Here is a 14,179-nt window from a genome sequence, read left to right on the forward strand (position 1 = left end):
CCGGCGGGCACGGCACTCCGCCCCGGCCGAGGGCCGGGGCGGAGTGGGGTTGCGTCTCGCGCGACGTGGTCAGTGGCGTCGTCGCGAGGCCGCGCCGGATGCTCCGGCGAACACCATGCCGACCGCGGCCAGCGCCAGCAGCGTCATGACGCCGCCGGTGATCGTGTTGGTCAGGATGGTCCGGCGGATGTGCGCTCCGCCGTTGACGGCCCAGGGCGCGATGATCGTCCACGCGCCGATGGCCGCGCAGGCCCAGGCGCGGGCGTGCGTGCGACCCCACGCGGGGCCGTAGCCCGCCATCAGGACGGCGTAGGCGATACCGAGCACCAGGTTGCTGATGGCCAGGCCAGTGAAGCCGCTGAAGCCGACCACCCACGGCGAGATGGCGAGGAACAGGCCGGCGCAGATCGCCAGTGCTTCCGTTCCCTGCCCCGCGGTCGTGGACGTCGCCCGTTCGGCGTGTTCACGCATCTCCAGGATGTCCGGGTGATGCTCCATGCCCGACGGCAGCTGAGTGGACACCTGGATCACCTCCTCGTAGTAGGGCCAATGCGAAACCACTTGGTCGCTACCCGGTCCGAGGTGAAAATAACGCTACCTACCGGTTTGTTCTTATTTTTTACTTATCACCCGTTCTGTCCCGTCATGCCCGACCTCTCCGCCCCCTCCCGCCGCGCGTACGGTGGAGAACGGAGAGGGGGTCCCACCCATGGACTTCACCGACCGGACCGAGGCGGGACGCCGACTCGCCGCCGCCCTCACCGGGGCCGGAACCCTCGCGCAGGACGCCGTCGTGGTGGCCCTGCCCCGGGGCGGGGTGCCGGTGGCCGTGGAGGTGGCGGCCGCGCTGGGCGCGCCGCTGGACGTGTGCGTGATCCGCAAGGTGGGGGTGCCGGGCCAGCCGGAGGTCGCGATGGGCGCGGTCGGCGAGGACGGCACCCGGGTGGTGAACCAGACGGTGGTGGACGCGGCGGGCGTCACCCCCGAGCAGTTCGCGGCGGTGGAGGCCCACGAGCGCGCCGAGTTGGCCCGCCGCGCGGCCGCCTACCGCGAGGGCCGGGAGCCGGTGCCGCTCGCGGGGCGCACCGTGGTGGTGGTGGACGACGGGGTGGCGACGGGTTCGACGGCGCTGGCGGCGTGCCGGCTGGTGCGGGCGCGCGGCGCGGCCCGGGTGGTGCTGGCGGTGCCGGTCGCCCCGGACGACTGGACGTCCCGGCTGGCCGGCGCGGCGGACGCGTTCGTCGCGGTGCACACCCCGTCCCGGTTCCTGGCCGTCGGCGAGTTCTACCGGGACTTCCGGCAGGTCGAGGACGCCGAGGTGCTGACGGCGTTGGAGCGGGCCGGCCGGTCGCGTCCGGTCGTGGTCGGCGAGCACGAGTTGGCGTTCCCGACCGGCCCGGCGGCCATCGCGGTGCCCGAACACCCGGTCGGCGTCGTGCTGTTCGCGCACGGCAGCGGCTCCGGGCGGGGCAGCCCGCGCAACCGGCGGGTCGCCGCCCGGCTGCACCGGGAGGGCCTGGCCACCGTGCTGTTCGACCTGTTGACGCCGCACGAGGCGGAGGACCGCCGGAAGGTGTTCGACCCGGGTCTGCTGGGCGGGCGCCTCTCGGAGGCGACCCGCACGGTGCGCCGCCATCCGCCGCTGACGGGCCTGCCGTTCGGCTACTTCGGGGCGAGCACCGGCGCGGCCGCGGCGCTGTGGGCGGCGGCCGAGCGGGACGCCGAGCCGGACGCGATCGTCTCCCGGGGCGGGCGTCCGGACCTGGCGCGGGCCCGGCTGCCGCTGGTGACCGCGCCGACGCTGCTGATCGTGGGCGGCGCGGACGAGGAGGTGGTGGAGCTGAACCGGCAGGCCCGTTCCGAACTGCGCTGCGAGAGCGCCCTCCAGATCGTCCCCGGCGCGGGCCACCTGTTCGAGGAACCCGGGGCGTTGGAGGCGGTCGCCGACCTGGCCGCGCAGTGGTTCGCCCGGCACCTGGCGGCGGGCCGACGGGGAGGCGATCGGACGCGCCACTGAGCAATCCGCCCAGTCCGTCCGGCCCCCGGATGCTCATCTTGTACACATTGAGCAGCAGGAATCGGACCTGTTGCCCACCCCATCGAGCAGGAGGAAGCTCCTCGCAACCGACTCGACGTGGAGGAATGCACCGATGACCGCCGACGCCGCTGTTGAACTGACGCCCGAGGAGCTGGAGGCCGGACTGACGGCCGAGCAGCTGCGCACTCTGGTGGGCCTGGTCGAGTACGACGCCTCGACCGACCCGTTCCCGGTGACCGCCCAGGACGCGGTCGTCTTCGTGGTCGGCAACGCGACCCAGACGGCCCAGTTCTACCAGTCCGTGTTCGGCATGGAACTGGTCGCCTACTCGGGCCCGGAGACCGGCCGCCGCGACCGCAAGGCCTTCGTGCTGCGCTCCGGTTCCTGCCGCTTCGTGATCAAGGGCGGTGTGCTGCCGGACAGCCCGCTGCTGGACCACCACCGCCGTCACGGCGACGGCGTCGTCGACCTGGCGATGGAGGTCCCGGACGTGGACAAGTGCATCGAGCACGCCCGTGCCCAGGGCGCCACCGTCCTGGAGGAGCCGAACGACGTCTCCGACGAGCACGGCACCGTCCGCCGCGCCGCGATCGCCGCGTACGGCGAGACCCGCCACACCCTGGTCGACCGCTCCCGTTACACCGGCCCGTACCTGCCGGGCTACATCGTCAAGGAGTCCACGGTGGTCCGCCCCAAGGGCGCGCCGAAGCGGCTGTTCCAGGCGCTGGACCACGCGGTGGGCAACGTCGAGCTCGGCAAGATGGACGAGTGGGTGTCGTTCTACAACCGGGTCATGGGCTTCGTGAACATGGCGGAGTTCGTCGGCGACGACATCGCCACCGACTACTCGGCGCTGATGTCGAAGGTCGTCGCCAGCGGCAACCACCGGGTGAAGTTCCCGCTGAACGAGCCGGCGATCGCCAAGAAGAAGTCGCAGATCGACGAGTACCTGGAGTTCTACACCGGCCCGGGCTGCCAGCACATGGCGCTGGCCACCAACGACATCCTCACCACCGTCGACGTGCTGCGTTCGCGCGGCGTCGAGTTCCTCAACACCCCGGACTCGTACTACGACGACCCGGAGCTGCGCGAGCGCATCGGCAAGGTCCGGGTCCCGATCGAGGAGCTGAAGTCCCGCGGCATCCTGGTCGACCGCGACGAGGACGGCTACCTGCTGCAGATCTTCACCAAGCCGATCGGCGACCGGCCGACCGTGTTCTACGAGTTCATCGAGCGGCATGGTTCGCTGGGCTTTGGCAAGGGCAACTTCAAGGCGCTCTTCGAGGCGATCGAGCGCGAGCAGGACCGGCGCGGCAACCTCTGACGGGCAGTCGGCAACCACGGCGACGAGGGAGAAGCGGGACGATGGCGTACTACCGGCAGCTGGGCTCGGTGCCGCCCAAGCGGCACACCCAGCACCGCACCCCCGAAGGGGGCCTCTACTACGAGGAGTTGATGGGCGAGGAGGGGTTCTTCTCGGACTCCTCGCTGCTGTACCACCGGCACATCCCGTCGGCGGTCACGGCCGCCTCGGTGTGGGAGCTGCCGGACCAGTCCACCACCGCGAACCTCCCGCTGCTCCCTCGTCACCTGAAGCTCCACGAGCTGTTCCCCGGCCAGGAGTGGAAGTCCGTCGACGCGGTCACCGGGCGCCGGCTGGTGCTCGGCAACGCGGACGTGCGGATCTCCTACGTCGCGGCCGGTGCGCCCAGCGAGCTGTACCGCAACGGGCTGGGCGACGAGTGCGTGTACGTGGAGTCGGGAACCGCCGTGCTGGAGACGGTGTTCGGCGCCCTGACGGTCGGCCCGGGCGACTACGTGATCATCCCCCGGGCGACCACGCACCGCTGGGCCCCGACCGGGGACGAGCCGCTGCGCGCCTACTGCATCGAGGCGAACAGCCACATCACCCCGGCCCGCCGCTACCTCTCCAAGTACGGCCAGCTGCTGGAGCACGCCCCGTACTGCGAGCGCGACCTGCGCGGCCCCGAGGGCCCGCTGCTGGTCGAGGGCGGCGCGGTGGACGTGCTGGTCAAGCACCGCGGCCCGGCCGGCGTCGTCGGCACCCGCTACACCGTGCCGAACCACCCGTTCGACGTGGTGGGCTGGGACGGCTGCCTGTACCCGTACGCGTTCAACATCGCGGACTTCGAACCGATCACCGGCCGGGTGCACCAGCCGCCGCCGGTGCACCAGGTGTTCGAGGGCAACAACTTCGTGATCTGCAACTTCGTGCCGCGCAAGGTGGACTACCATCCGCTGTCGATCCCCGTTCCGTACTACCACGCGAACGTGGACAGCGACGAGGTGATGTTCTACTGCGGCGGCAACTACGAGGCCCGCAAGGGCTCCGGCATCGGACAGGGGTCGATCTCGCTGCACCCCGGCGGCCACACCCACGGCCCGCAGCCGGGCGCGTACGAGCGCTCGATCGGCGTGGAGTTCTTCGACGAGCTGGCGGTGATGGTGGACACCTTCCGCCCGCTGGAGCTCGGCGAGGCCGCCACCGCCAGCGAGGACCCGAACTACGCGTGGACCTGGGCGAAGTGATGAACGTACCCGAGCTGTACCGGGGGTTGTTCGACGACGCGGCGGTCTTCCCGCCCGGCGACCTGCCGCTGGCCGAGGCCGTCCCCGCGCACGCGGCGCACCGCGCCGCCGCGTACGCCGCGGCGGTCGGCCCACTGCTCGCGCCGATCGACAAGCTGGACGAACTGGCCGCCGCCGCACCGGAGTTCCCGGTCGTGGTGACGGTGCCGGCCGGTCGGCTGGCGGAGGCCCTGAAGGCCGCGTCCGGCCTGCCGCTGGCGGGCGTCGAGTACGTGGCGGGCGAGGACGTGCGGGCGACGGTCGCGGAGCTGGACGCGCTGCTGCCGGACGGCGTCACCGCGGCCGTCGAGGTGCCGCGCTCGTATCCGCCGGACGCGCTGGACGCGCTGGCCGGCACCCGCTACCGCGCCAAGTACCGTACCGGCGGCCTGAGTTTCGCGGCGTTCCCGAGCGTCGCCGAGCTCGCCGCGTTCCAAGTGGCCTGCGCCGAGCGGGAGTTGCCGTACAAGTGCACGGCCGGCCTGCACCACGCCGTCCGGCACACCGACCTGGGCACCGGCTACGAGCACCACGGCTTCCTGAACGTGCTGCTGGCGGCGGGGAGTTCGGACCGCGCGGAGGCCACCGAGCTGCTCGCCGAGCGCGACGGGGCCCGCCTTGCGACCGCCGTGCAGTCGCTGACGGAGCACCAGAGGGCCCGGATCCGTTCCGCGTTCACCGCTTTCGGCACCTGTAGCATCGCCGAGCCGTTGGAAGACCTCGCCCGACTCGGCCTCCTGGAGAACTCGTGACCACCACCACCTGGCTCGATCTGCCCGCGGACTCGCCGTTCGGCGTGCACAACCTGCCCTACGGCGTGTTCACCGCCCCCGACTGGCCCGGCCGGCGGATCGGCGTCCGGATCGGCGAGCAGGTCCTGGACGCCGGCGCGGCCGCCCGCGCGGCCGGCGCCCCGTCCGAGCTGCTCGACCTGCTCGCGGCCGAGACGCTCAACCCGCTGATGGCGGCGGGCCGTCCGACCTGGCAGGCGGTGCGCGGCGCGCTCACCGAGTGGCTCACCGACGCCGCCCACCGGGCGGCCGTCGAGCCCTGCCTGCTCGACCTGGCGGACGTCGAGCTGCACCTGCCGTTCGAGGTCGCCGACTACGTCGACTTCTTCGCCTCCGAGCACCACGCCACCAACCTGGGCAAGATCTTCCGCCCGGGTTCGGAGCCGCTCACCCCGAACTGGAAGCACCTGCCGATCGGCTACCACGGCCGCTCCGGCACCATCGTGGTCTCCGGCACCCCGGTGACCCGCCCGCACGGCCAGCGCAAGGCCCCCGCGGACGCGGCACCGACGTTCGGGCCGAGCCGCCGCCTCGACATCGAGGCCGAGGTCGCGTTCGTCGTCGGCACGCCCAGCGCCATGGGCAGTCCGGTGGCGCTCGCCGACTTCGCCGAGCACGTCTTCGGCGTCTGCCTGCTCAACGACTGGTCGGCGCGCGACATCCAGGCCTGGGAGTACGTGCCGCTCGGCCCGTTCCTCGGCAAGTCCTTCGCCACCTCCCTCTCCCCGTGGGTGGTGCCGCTGGACGCCCTCCAGCACGCCCGGGTCGCCCCGCCGACCCGCGACGTGGAGCCGCTGCCGTACCTGGACGACCGGGACGCCGAGCCCTGGGGCCTGGACCTGGCGATCGAGGTCGCGCTGAACGGCCGCACCGTCTCCCGCCCGCCGTTCGCCTCCATGTACTGGACCGCCGCCCAGCAGCTGGCCCATCTCACCGTGAACGGCGCGAGCCTGCGCACCGGCGACGTGTACGCCTCCGGCACGGTCTCCGGCCCCGAGCCGGACACCCGCGGCGCGCTCATCGAACTGACCTGGAACGGCGAGCACCCGCTGAAGTTCCCCGACGGCACCGAGCGCACCTTCCTGGAGGACGGCGACGAGGTGACCATCGGCGCCACCGCCCCCGGCCCGGGGGGGCTGCGGGTCGGCTTCGGCGAGGTCACCGGACGGATCGTCGGCTGACCTGCCTGTTCGTCCCGGCTGCGAGCTGCGGGTGCGCGCGTCAACGGCGCGCCCGCAGCTCGCCGCTGTTCGGGTGAGGTTGCGACGTCTCGAACCCGTCCGGAGCTAGAAGTTGACGCGACATCACGCGGCCCTTCCACCAGGCCGGGCCGCGGCCGTTCGCGGACGACCCGCTGCCCGGAGGACCCGATGATGAAGCTGCGCACCCTGGTCTGCGGAGCCGCGCTGGCCGCCGCCAACCTGCTGATGCCCGTCCCGCAGGCCCAGGGGTTCCCGCTCACCCCGCACCCCGTGAAGCTGTGCGGCTTCGCCTCCCGCCCGGCCGCCCCCACCGGCCCGGTCCTGCTGGCCACCCCGCTGCACCCCTGCTGACCCCGCCCGCCCGACCGTTTGGACGGGCCCGGTACCGTGCACGGGAAGATCGTCGTACTTTCCGGACGGGAGCGGTGACAGGAATGGCGTTGGACACCCCGCAGGACGTGCTGATCGAGCGGATCGGCCGCACCGGCCGGATCACCCTCAACCGCCCGCGCGCCCTCAACTCGCTGACCCTCGGCATGCTGCGGACCGTCCGCGAGGCCCTCGACGCCTGGGCCGAGGACGACCGCGTCACCGCCGTCCTGCTCACCGGCGCCGGCGAGCGCGGCCTGTGCGCCGGCGGCGACATCCGCGCCATACACGACGACGCCAGGCTCGGCGGGGCCGGCGACCGGGCGTTCTTCCGCGTCGAGTACCGCCTCAACGAGCTGATCTCCCGCTACCCCAAGCCGTACGTCGCGGTGATGGACGGCATCACCATGGGCGGCGGCGTCGGCCTGTCCGCTCACGCCGCGATCCGCGTCGTCACCGAACGCTCCGCCGTCGCCATGCCCGAGACCCGCATCGGCCTCGTCCCCGACGTCGGCGGCAGCCGCCTGCTCGCCCTCGCCCCCGGCGAACTCGGCACCCACCTCGCCCTCACCGCCACCGCGATGACCGCCGGCGACGCCCTGTACTGCGGCTTCGCCGACCACTGCCTCCCCGGCTCCGCCCTTCCCGCGCTGCTGGCCTCCGAGGACCCGGTGGCCGCCGTCGCCGCGCTCGCCGAGGCCGCGCCCGCCTCCGGGCTCGCCGCGCAGCGCGAGTGGATCGACCACTGCTACGCCGCCGACACCGTCGAGGAGATCGTCGAGCGCCTGCACGCCGCCGACCTGCCCGAGGCCAAGGAGGCCGCCGAGCAGCTGCTCGCGCACTCCCCCACCATGCTCAAGGTCACCCTCGCCGCGCTGCGCCGGGCCCGCGCCCTGCCCTCGCTCGCCGCCGGCCTCGACCAGGAGTACCGGGTCTCCTGCGCCGCCCTCACCCACCCCGACCTCGTCGAGGGCATCCGCGCGCAGGTCGTCGACAAGGACCGCAACCCGCGCTGGAACCCCGCCACGCTCGCCGAGGTCACCGCCGACGACGTCGCCCGGTTCTTCGCCGTCCCCGCGGACGGCGACCTCGGGCTGGCGGGGTGACCATCGTCTCGCCTGTCGAGACTGGCATCCGGAGCGGCGTTCCGAGATCGTATCCACCGTCAGTGTTCGCCCAGCGTGGAGAGGATAAGCGGCGATGACCGAGTACGAAGCCGAGTACGAGACGATCCTGGTGGACCGCAAGGGCCGGGTCGGCATCATCACCCTCAACCGCCCCAAGGCGCTCAACGCGCTCAACGCGCAGTTGATGACCGAGGTCGTCGCGGCCGCCAAGGCCTTCGACCGCGACCCGGAGATCGCCGCCATGGTGATCACCGGCTCCGAGAAGGCCTTCGCCGCGGGCGCCGACATCAAGGAGATGCAGGACAACCGCTTCCCCGACGTCTACCTCGACGACTGGCTCGGCCCCTGGGACGAACTCGGCCGCCTCCGCAAGCCCGTCGTCGCCGCCGTCGCCGGCTACGCCCTCGGCGGCGGCTGCGAGTTGGCGATGCTCTGCGACATCCTGATCGCCGCCGACACCGCGAAGTTCGGCCAGCCCGAGATCAAGCTCGGCGTCATCCCCGGCATCGGCGGCTCCCAGCGCCTCACCCGCGCCGTCGGCAAGGCCAAGGCCATGGACCTCTGCCTCACCGGCCGCATGATGCCCGCCGAGGAAGCCGAACGCGCCGGCCTGGTCTCCCGCATCGTCCCCGCCGACGACCTCCTCACCGAGGCCCTGGCCGTCGCCGAGACCGTCGCCGCCATGTCCCTCCCCGCCGCCGTCATGATGAAGGAATCCGTCAACCGCGCCTTCGAGACCACCCTCGCCGAGGGCGTCCGCTTCGAACGCCGCCTGTTCCACGCCGCCTTCGCCACCGCCGACCAGAAGGAAGGCATGACCGCCTTCGCCGAGAAGCGCCCGGCCGCCTTCACCAACAAGTAGCCCCGGCACGCCTGTTGAGCATCCCGCCCCCGTGACCGCCCGCGGGGGCGGGGGCGTACGAGGACTCGGACTGCCGAAGCGCGCCGTGCGGCTGGTGGGCGTGGTGCGGGGACGGCGGCGGTCAGTCGCGCCGGAACTCGACCACCCGGTTGTCCCGGTCGACGTCCACGTGGAACCTGCCGGTGTCGTCCTTCCAGGTGAAGCGCCAGGAAGAGCCGTGCGGGGCCGACTGCGGTCGGTCCGAACCGGGGTGGCCCGGGTACCACTGGGCGAGGAAGCGGTCCGCGGCTTCCCGGGCCTGCTGTTCGGTGGCCGGGTCCGGGGCGGGGCCGGGATCGGGGAAGCCCATCACGTCGAGCAGTCGACCGGACGGCCAGTCCAGGGTGAAGGACAGCTTCTCGCCGGTGACGGCCACCCGCTCGATCCCGGGCTCCGAGACCTCCCACTGCACGGCCATCACCCGCGCACCCGGCCCGAAAATCAACTCCTTGTCGCGAAGCGCGAGTTCACGCTGCTGGGCGGTCGCCGGAGAGGCGCCGGTGGCGGGCGTCGGCTCCAGCACCATCGTCTGGACCAGCAGCGCCGGCACCCCGAGCGTCACCGCCATCGCGCCGCCGAACGCCAACTCCCTTCCCCCGGGCCGGATCCGGCGGCGTCGGGCGAGGCGCACCGCGCAGCCCAGCAGCACGCCGGCCAGGCCGCCGATCGCATTGGCGGCCAGGTCGCCGCTGTCGCAGGCGCGGCCGATCCCCGGGAGCAGACCCTGCACGGTCTCGGTGGCGCCGGTCAGGATGAGGACGCCGATCGCGGCCGCCGTGGGGCGGCCGAAGGCGAGGACGGCGAGCAGGCCGATCGGGACGAACATCAGCAGGTTGAGCTGGCCCTGGGTGCCCTGCAGGGTGAAGGCGAGGTCGGCACCCCGGGTGCAGTACGCGTCCCGGGCGCCGGACTGCCCGGTGGGGAACAGGGTGGCGACGAGCTCCCCGGCGAGCGCGGCGCCCAGCAGCACGGTGGACCAGCGCGGCAGTTCGCACCGGGCGGCGAGCCACCACCCGGCGGCGCCGAGCAGCAGGGCCACCACCAGGAAGGCCGGTATCAAGCCGGCATTGTTGTTCAGGATCGCACTGATCATCGACGCCCCGTCAGATCGCTTGCAGAACAGCCGGGTTGGCGGGCCGTCCCGGCTACTGGATGATACGGGCCAGCCCGGCCCTGGTGGCCGCGACGACGATGTGGTCGCCGGGGACGAGGCGGCGGGAGCGGTCGGCGAAGTTCCACTGGTAGGCGTCGGCGCGGCGTTGCAGGCGGACGGCGACGACGCGGACGCCGCCGGCGGCTTCGAGGTCGCCGATGTTCCGGCCGTCGAGGGTGGAGCCGTCCTCGACGGTGAGCTCGGCGACCAGCAGGACGTGCCGGAACACCGAGAGGGTGCCGAGGACTTCGCGGCCCATCAGGGCGGCGGCGAACGCGGGGGCGGCCAGGTAGGAGACCGAGCGGGAGGCGACGTTGCCGAGGGTGGCGTACACGTGGTGGGCGAAGTCGTCGTCGAACAGCCGTACCACGATGCGGACTTCGGGCCGGACCGCGCGGGCTTCGAGGGCCGCTTCGAGGTTGGCGGCGTCGTCGGAGGTGACGGCGGCGACGGCCCGGGCGTGCTTGACCCGGGCCTGCTTGAGCTGGGCCTCCAGCGGGCCGTCGCCGATCAGGACGGGGATGCCGAGGGCGCGGGCGGCGGCGATGCCGCGGGCCTGCGGGTCGCGTTCGAGGCAGACCACGGGCAGGCCGGTGCCGTGGATCAGGGTGGCGACGCGGGTGCCGACGTTGCCGAGGCCGACCACGATGACGTGGTCGCGGGTGCGGGCGCCGGGCGGGCGGGGCAGGCCGCGGCGTCCGCTGGCGAGGGCCTCGACGACGATGGCGGTGGCGAGCGGGACGAAGGTGATGCCGCAGAAGGTGATCAGGACCTGGGCGGCGCGGGCCCACGGGTCGCCGAGGGCCTGGTCGCCGGGCAGGTCGGGCTGGGCGGCGCCGGCGGCGTCGAGCAGCGTGGAGTAGAGCGTCCAGCCGAGGCCGGGCGGGTGCTGGGTGCGGAAGTAGAGCACGACGGCGCCGACCACGATCGCCGCGAAGGCGGTGACCAGGATCATCCGCAGCCGGGTGTTGGTGAAGTACTTGAGGCTGTCGAGCAGCCACCACTTGATCCGCTTGCCGAGCGGCTGGCGCAGCGCCGGTTCGGCGTCGAGGGGTTGCAGGGCGGCGAGGCCGCCGGGTTCGCGGGCGGGGGCGAGGTCGGGGCGGCCGAGTTCGATGGGGCCTTCGCCGCTGCCGAAGCGTTCGGCGATCCGGATGAAGTCGGCGGCCCGGCCGGCGGTGTCGGGCAGCAGGCGCAGCCGGTTGAGGTCCTGGCGGTCGATGCGGTCGGCGACCAGGCAGATCTGGTTGCTGTGGATGTCCTCGTCGTAGGCGACGTAGAGGTGTCGGCCGCCGACCTCGACGGAGTGCGGGCGGCCGAGGGCGCCGTTGGCGAAGGCGGGTGCGGCGGTGGCGGACGCGGACAGTGCGGCGCAGTTGGGGAGGAGTTTCTCCAGGTGTTCGCCGAGCCGCTGGTTGAAGATCCGCAGCACGATGCGGACGCCGTGGTTGCGGTTCTCGGCGGCGAGCGCGGCGTGGATGTTCTCCTGGTCGGTGCCGTCCATCAGTGCGATGCCGCGGGCGCGTTCGACGCCGGCCGCGCCGAGTGCCTCGCCGGTCAGGGTGGAGTACTCGAGGACGGCGGCGACGCCGGGTAACTGGGCTATGGCGGGGCCGTGTTCGCGCGAGCGGTCGGGGACGACGGCGACCACCGGCACTTCGTACTGTTCGGTGAGTTCGAGGATCAGCCGGTGGGCGAGCGAGTTGCCGCCGCAGACGATGTAGTGCCCCTCGATCGTGCTGCCTTCGCCCGGCTCGGCCGGTGGGCTCCCCCGCCCCTGATCCGTCATAGCGTCAGATGGTAGACGGCCCGTCAGGACGTGCGGGTGAACAGCCGGTATCGGATCCGGGTGCGGATGCGGCGGGGAAACTCACCCGTTCGGTGGAATCCGCCGCGCCGGGGGGCGGGGCGGGCGTCGAGGCTGGTGGGTGATCCCTGTTCCGCAGCGGCACCTCGGAGGAGCCATGGCAGACCCCTATCGGACCGACGACCGTCCCGGGCCGGTCGGCCCGTTCCAGCAACTGGCGCGGATGGCTTGGCAGGTGGTGCTGGCGGGCGGTCTGATCTCGTTGGCGCTGGCCGTCGTGATCCTGGTCTGGCCGAAGCAGACGCTGTGGGTGATCGGCGTGCTGTTCGGCGTCTACCTGGTGGTGATCGGCATCGTGCAGCTGGTCTCCGCGTTCGGCACGCACGCCTCGACGGCGCTGCGGGTGCTGGCGTTCGTCAGCGGCGCGATCTGCGTGCTGCTGGGGTTGCTGTGCTTCCGCTCGGCCGCGCAGTCGATCCTGCTGCTGGCGCTGTGGATCGGCATCGGCTGGCTGTTCCGGGGGATCACGCACCTGGCGGCGGTGGCGTCCGACCCGTTGATGCCGGCGCGCGGCTGGCAGGGTTTCATCGGGGCGCTGTACCTGCTGGCGGGCATCCTGCTGATGGTGTTCCCCGCCCACTCGATCACGGCGCTGGCGGTGCTGGGCGCGTGCGCGCTGCTGGTGATCGGCCTGACGGAGATCGTCGCGGCGCTGCAGATCCGGCGCGGCACGAAGCGATATCCGATTGAACTCTGAGGCCCGGTCGGCAGGTCGGGAGGGCCCGCGCCGTTCCGGTGCGGGCCCTCCCGCTGTTCATCGGGGCTGTTCGGGGGTCAGCGGGTTGCCGGGGGCGATGTGGCCGCAGTCGCTGGGCGCGGTCTTCCCGGCGAACCGGTCGTTCAGGTAGCCGACGGCGGTGGGCGCCCACGGGACGGCCGTGCCGAGGTGGCTGAGCAGGTCGTACTGCTGGTGGGCGATCCGGGAGTTGCCGGTGGCGCAGTACTGCCGGGCCAGGGCGCGGACGTCGCCGGCCACCATCACGCCGTCGCCGGTGCCGATGCCCGACACGTTGCTGAAGGTGCCTTCCAGCACGCCGGCGTTGCCCTGCGCGAGGTAGCCGGGGACGGTGGGGGTGGGGGCGGAGCCGAGGTTGACCTTGTTGACGGCGGCCAGGAACGGGGGCACCGAGTTCGGGTCGGCGTACTCCGGCTTGGCGAGCTTCTTCCAGGTCAGGCCGGGGTACTGGCCGAGCGCGTTGACGATCGACGCGTCCTGCATCTTCGTGTACACCTGCTTGCCGTAGTCGCTCAGGTACGGCGTCAGGTCGAGGTCGTAGGCGCGGGCCACGCCGATGACCGCCATCGGGATGACGCCGGCCCAGACCGTGCTGCCGTCCACGTACTTGAGGTTGTGCGCGGGGTCGACCAGCAGGCCGCCCTCGGCGAAGCCGACCAGTCGGCGGTTGACGTCCGGGGCGTAGCCGGGGGCGAGGGCGGCGGCCCAGTTGGTGGCGATCGCGCCGCCGGAGTAGCCGAGCAGGCCGAACCGGGTGTCGGCGTTCATGCCGGTCGCCGCGGAGGCGGAGACCGCGCGGACGGAGTCCAGGGTGGTGGTGCCGTACTCGGGGCCGGCGGCGAAGTCGGCGCGCTGGCCCTCGGTGTCGGGGATCACCACGTCGTAGCCCTGTAGCACGAACGGCACCACGAACAGCGCCTCCGCGTTGGGGATCGCCCCGCCCAGCGTGAGGCCGCCGGCGATCGCCCGGGACGGGGAGTCGGCCGGGTTCAGCGAGTCGTAGAACGACTGGTACGACACCGCCTTCGACCCGTCGCTGCCCAGGCCCCGCACCACGGTGGTCACTCCGGCGGACGGGCGGCCCTGCGCGTCGGTGGTGCGGAACAGCAGCTGCACGGCCTGCACGGGGGTCGGTATGCCGAGCAGGTGGTACGACAGGGTGCGGGTCTTCAGCACCGTGCCGGGGGCGAGCGAGGACAGCGGGGCGCTGCCGTCGTACGTGTAGAACGCGTCGGGTGAAGCGGCGGCGGCGGTGACGGCAGGGGCCGCGGTGGCGAGGGCGGCGGCGGCGAGGGCGGTGGCGATCGTCCGGGCGACGGCTCGGTACATGGCTCTTCCGTTTCTGGCTGGGGGCGGGGGTGCGCGACCTGCTGGGGGAACGTGGGGGATCGCGCGAGTTACCTGCG

13 protein-coding genes are annotated in these 14,179 nt (G+C 72.7%); 9 read left to right on the forward strand and 4 right to left on the reverse strand.

Going from position 1 to position 14,179, the window contains the following annotated elements; genetic code table 11:
• Nucleotides 1-69: 69 nt before the first annotated feature.
• Nucleotides 70-522, reverse strand: coding sequence for an SPW repeat protein (locus tag ACFV4P_RS08705; protein WP_380468751.1), 453 nt, complete (start codon nucleotides 520-522; stop codon nucleotides 70-72).
• Nucleotides 523-709: 187 nt separating this feature from the next.
• Here ACFV4P_RS08705 and ACFV4P_RS08710 point away from each other — a divergent pair, with 187 nt between their 5' ends.
• The 8 genes from ACFV4P_RS08710 to ACFV4P_RS08745 all read left to right on the forward strand — a co-directional run bounded on the left by ACFV4P_RS08710 (nucleotide 710) and on the right by ACFV4P_RS08745 (nucleotide 8,978).
• Entirely contained in the window at nucleotides 710-2,017 is a 1,308-nt protein-coding gene (locus tag ACFV4P_RS08710; protein ID WP_380468754.1) for a phosphoribosyltransferase family protein, read from the forward strand.
• A 133-nt stretch (nucleotides 2,018-2,150) separates the two neighbouring features.
• Nucleotides 2,151-3,362, forward strand: a complete 1,212-nt coding sequence (gene hppD, locus ACFV4P_RS08715) for a 4-hydroxyphenylpyruvate dioxygenase (protein ID WP_380468757.1) — start codon at nucleotides 2,151-2,153, stop codon at nucleotides 3,360-3,362.
• Nucleotides 3,363-3,403: 41 nt separating this feature from the next.
• A complete protein-coding gene (locus tag ACFV4P_RS08720; protein WP_380468760.1) occupies nucleotides 3,404-4,588 on the forward strand; it encodes a homogentisate 1,2-dioxygenase in 1,185 nt (394 codons plus the stop codon).
• Nucleotides 4,570-5,379: a hypothetical protein gene (locus ACFV4P_RS08725; RefSeq protein ID WP_380468763.1), complete on the forward strand. Its 810-nt coding sequence runs from the start codon at nucleotides 4,570-4,572 to the stop codon at nucleotides 5,377-5,379. The genes ACFV4P_RS08720 and ACFV4P_RS08725 overlap by 19 nt, the downstream gene beginning before the upstream one ends.
• Complete coding sequence (gene fahA / locus ACFV4P_RS08730) at nucleotides 5,376-6,599, forward strand: fumarylacetoacetase (protein ID WP_380468766.1); 1,224 nt, start codon at nucleotides 5,376-5,378, stop codon at nucleotides 6,597-6,599. The genes ACFV4P_RS08725 and fahA overlap by 4 nt, the downstream gene beginning before the upstream one ends.
• 192 nt (nucleotides 6,600-6,791) lie before the next feature.
• Nucleotides 6,792-6,971, forward strand: coding sequence for a hypothetical protein (locus ACFV4P_RS08735; RefSeq protein WP_380468769.1), 180 nt, complete (start codon nucleotides 6,792-6,794; stop codon nucleotides 6,969-6,971).
• A gap of 83 nt (nucleotides 6,972-7,054) precedes the next feature.
• Nucleotides 7,055-8,095 (forward strand): enoyl-CoA hydratase/isomerase family protein, encoded by a 1,041-nt coding sequence (locus tag ACFV4P_RS08740; protein WP_380468772.1) that lies wholly within the window; start codon nucleotides 7,055-7,057, stop codon nucleotides 8,093-8,095.
• Nucleotides 8,096-8,189: 94 nt separating this feature from the next.
• Nucleotides 8,190-8,978 (forward strand): enoyl-CoA hydratase, encoded by a 789-nt coding sequence (locus ACFV4P_RS08745; protein ID WP_380468775.1) that lies wholly within the window; start codon nucleotides 8,190-8,192, stop codon nucleotides 8,976-8,978.
• 121 nt (nucleotides 8,979-9,099) lie between these two features.
• Here the strand turns inward: ACFV4P_RS08745 and ACFV4P_RS08750 are convergent, their stop codons facing one another.
• Nucleotides 9,100-10,110: a VanZ family protein gene (locus tag ACFV4P_RS08750; protein WP_380468778.1), complete on the reverse strand. Its 1,011-nt coding sequence runs from the start codon at nucleotides 10,108-10,110 to the stop codon at nucleotides 9,100-9,102.
• 52 nt (nucleotides 10,111-10,162) lie between these two features.
• Nucleotides 10,163-11,959 carry an NAD-binding protein gene (locus tag ACFV4P_RS08755; RefSeq protein ID WP_380468781.1) on the reverse strand — a complete coding sequence of 599 codons (1,797 nt, stop codon included), beginning with the start codon at nucleotides 11,957-11,959 and terminating at the stop codon, nucleotides 10,163-10,165.
• Nucleotides 11,960-12,134: 175 nt separating this feature from the next.
• Between ACFV4P_RS08755 and ACFV4P_RS08760 the strand changes: the two genes are divergently transcribed.
• Entirely contained in the window at nucleotides 12,135-12,734 is a 600-nt protein-coding gene (locus ACFV4P_RS08760) for an HdeD family acid-resistance protein (protein ID WP_380468784.1), read from the forward strand.
• 57 nt (nucleotides 12,735-12,791) lie between these two features.
• Here ACFV4P_RS08760 and ACFV4P_RS08765 read toward each other — a convergent pair whose 3' ends face one another.
• Nucleotides 12,792-14,102 (reverse strand): lipase family protein, encoded by a 1,311-nt coding sequence (locus ACFV4P_RS08765; RefSeq protein WP_380468787.1) that lies wholly within the window; start codon nucleotides 14,100-14,102, stop codon nucleotides 12,792-12,794.
• Between the last annotated feature and the right edge of the window lie 77 nt (nucleotides 14,103-14,179).

Origin of the sequence: Kitasatospora sp. NPDC059795, from assembly GCF_042732175.1 — a bacterium.
Lineage (GTDB): Bacteria > Actinomycetota > Actinomycetes > Streptomycetales > Streptomycetaceae > Kitasatospora.

Coding starts and splice junctions, on each gene's coding strand:
- hppD (WP_380468757.1), top strand. CDS start 2,151: ATGACCGCCGACGCCGCTGTTGAACTGACGCCCGAGGAGCTGGAGGCC.
- ACFV4P_RS08720 (WP_380468760.1), top strand. CDS start 3,404: ATGGCGTACTACCGGCAGCTGGGCTCGGTGCCGCCCAAGCGGCACACC.
- ACFV4P_RS08765 (WP_380468787.1), bottom strand. CDS start 14,102: ATGTACCGAGCCGTCGCCCGGACGATCGCCACCGCCCTCGCCGCCGCC.
- ACFV4P_RS08760 (WP_380468784.1), top strand. CDS start 12,135: ATGGCAGACCCCTATCGGACCGACGACCGTCCCGGGCCGGTCGGCCCG.
- ACFV4P_RS08710 (WP_380468754.1), top strand. CDS start 710: ATGGACTTCACCGACCGGACCGAGGCGGGACGCCGACTCGCCGCCGCC.
- ACFV4P_RS08735 (WP_380468769.1), top strand. CDS start 6,792: ATGAAGCTGCGCACCCTGGTCTGCGGAGCCGCGCTGGCCGCCGCCAAC.
- ACFV4P_RS08755 (WP_380468781.1), bottom strand. CDS start 11,959: ATGACGGATCAGGGGCGGGGGAGCCCACCGGCCGAGCCGGGCGAAGGC.
- ACFV4P_RS08745 (WP_380468775.1), top strand. CDS start 8,190: ATGACCGAGTACGAAGCCGAGTACGAGACGATCCTGGTGGACCGCAAG.
- ACFV4P_RS08750 (WP_380468778.1), bottom strand. CDS start 10,110: ATGATCAGTGCGATCCTGAACAACAATGCCGGCTTGATACCGGCCTTC.
- ACFV4P_RS08740 (WP_380468772.1), top strand. CDS start 7,055: ATGGCGTTGGACACCCCGCAGGACGTGCTGATCGAGCGGATCGGCCGC.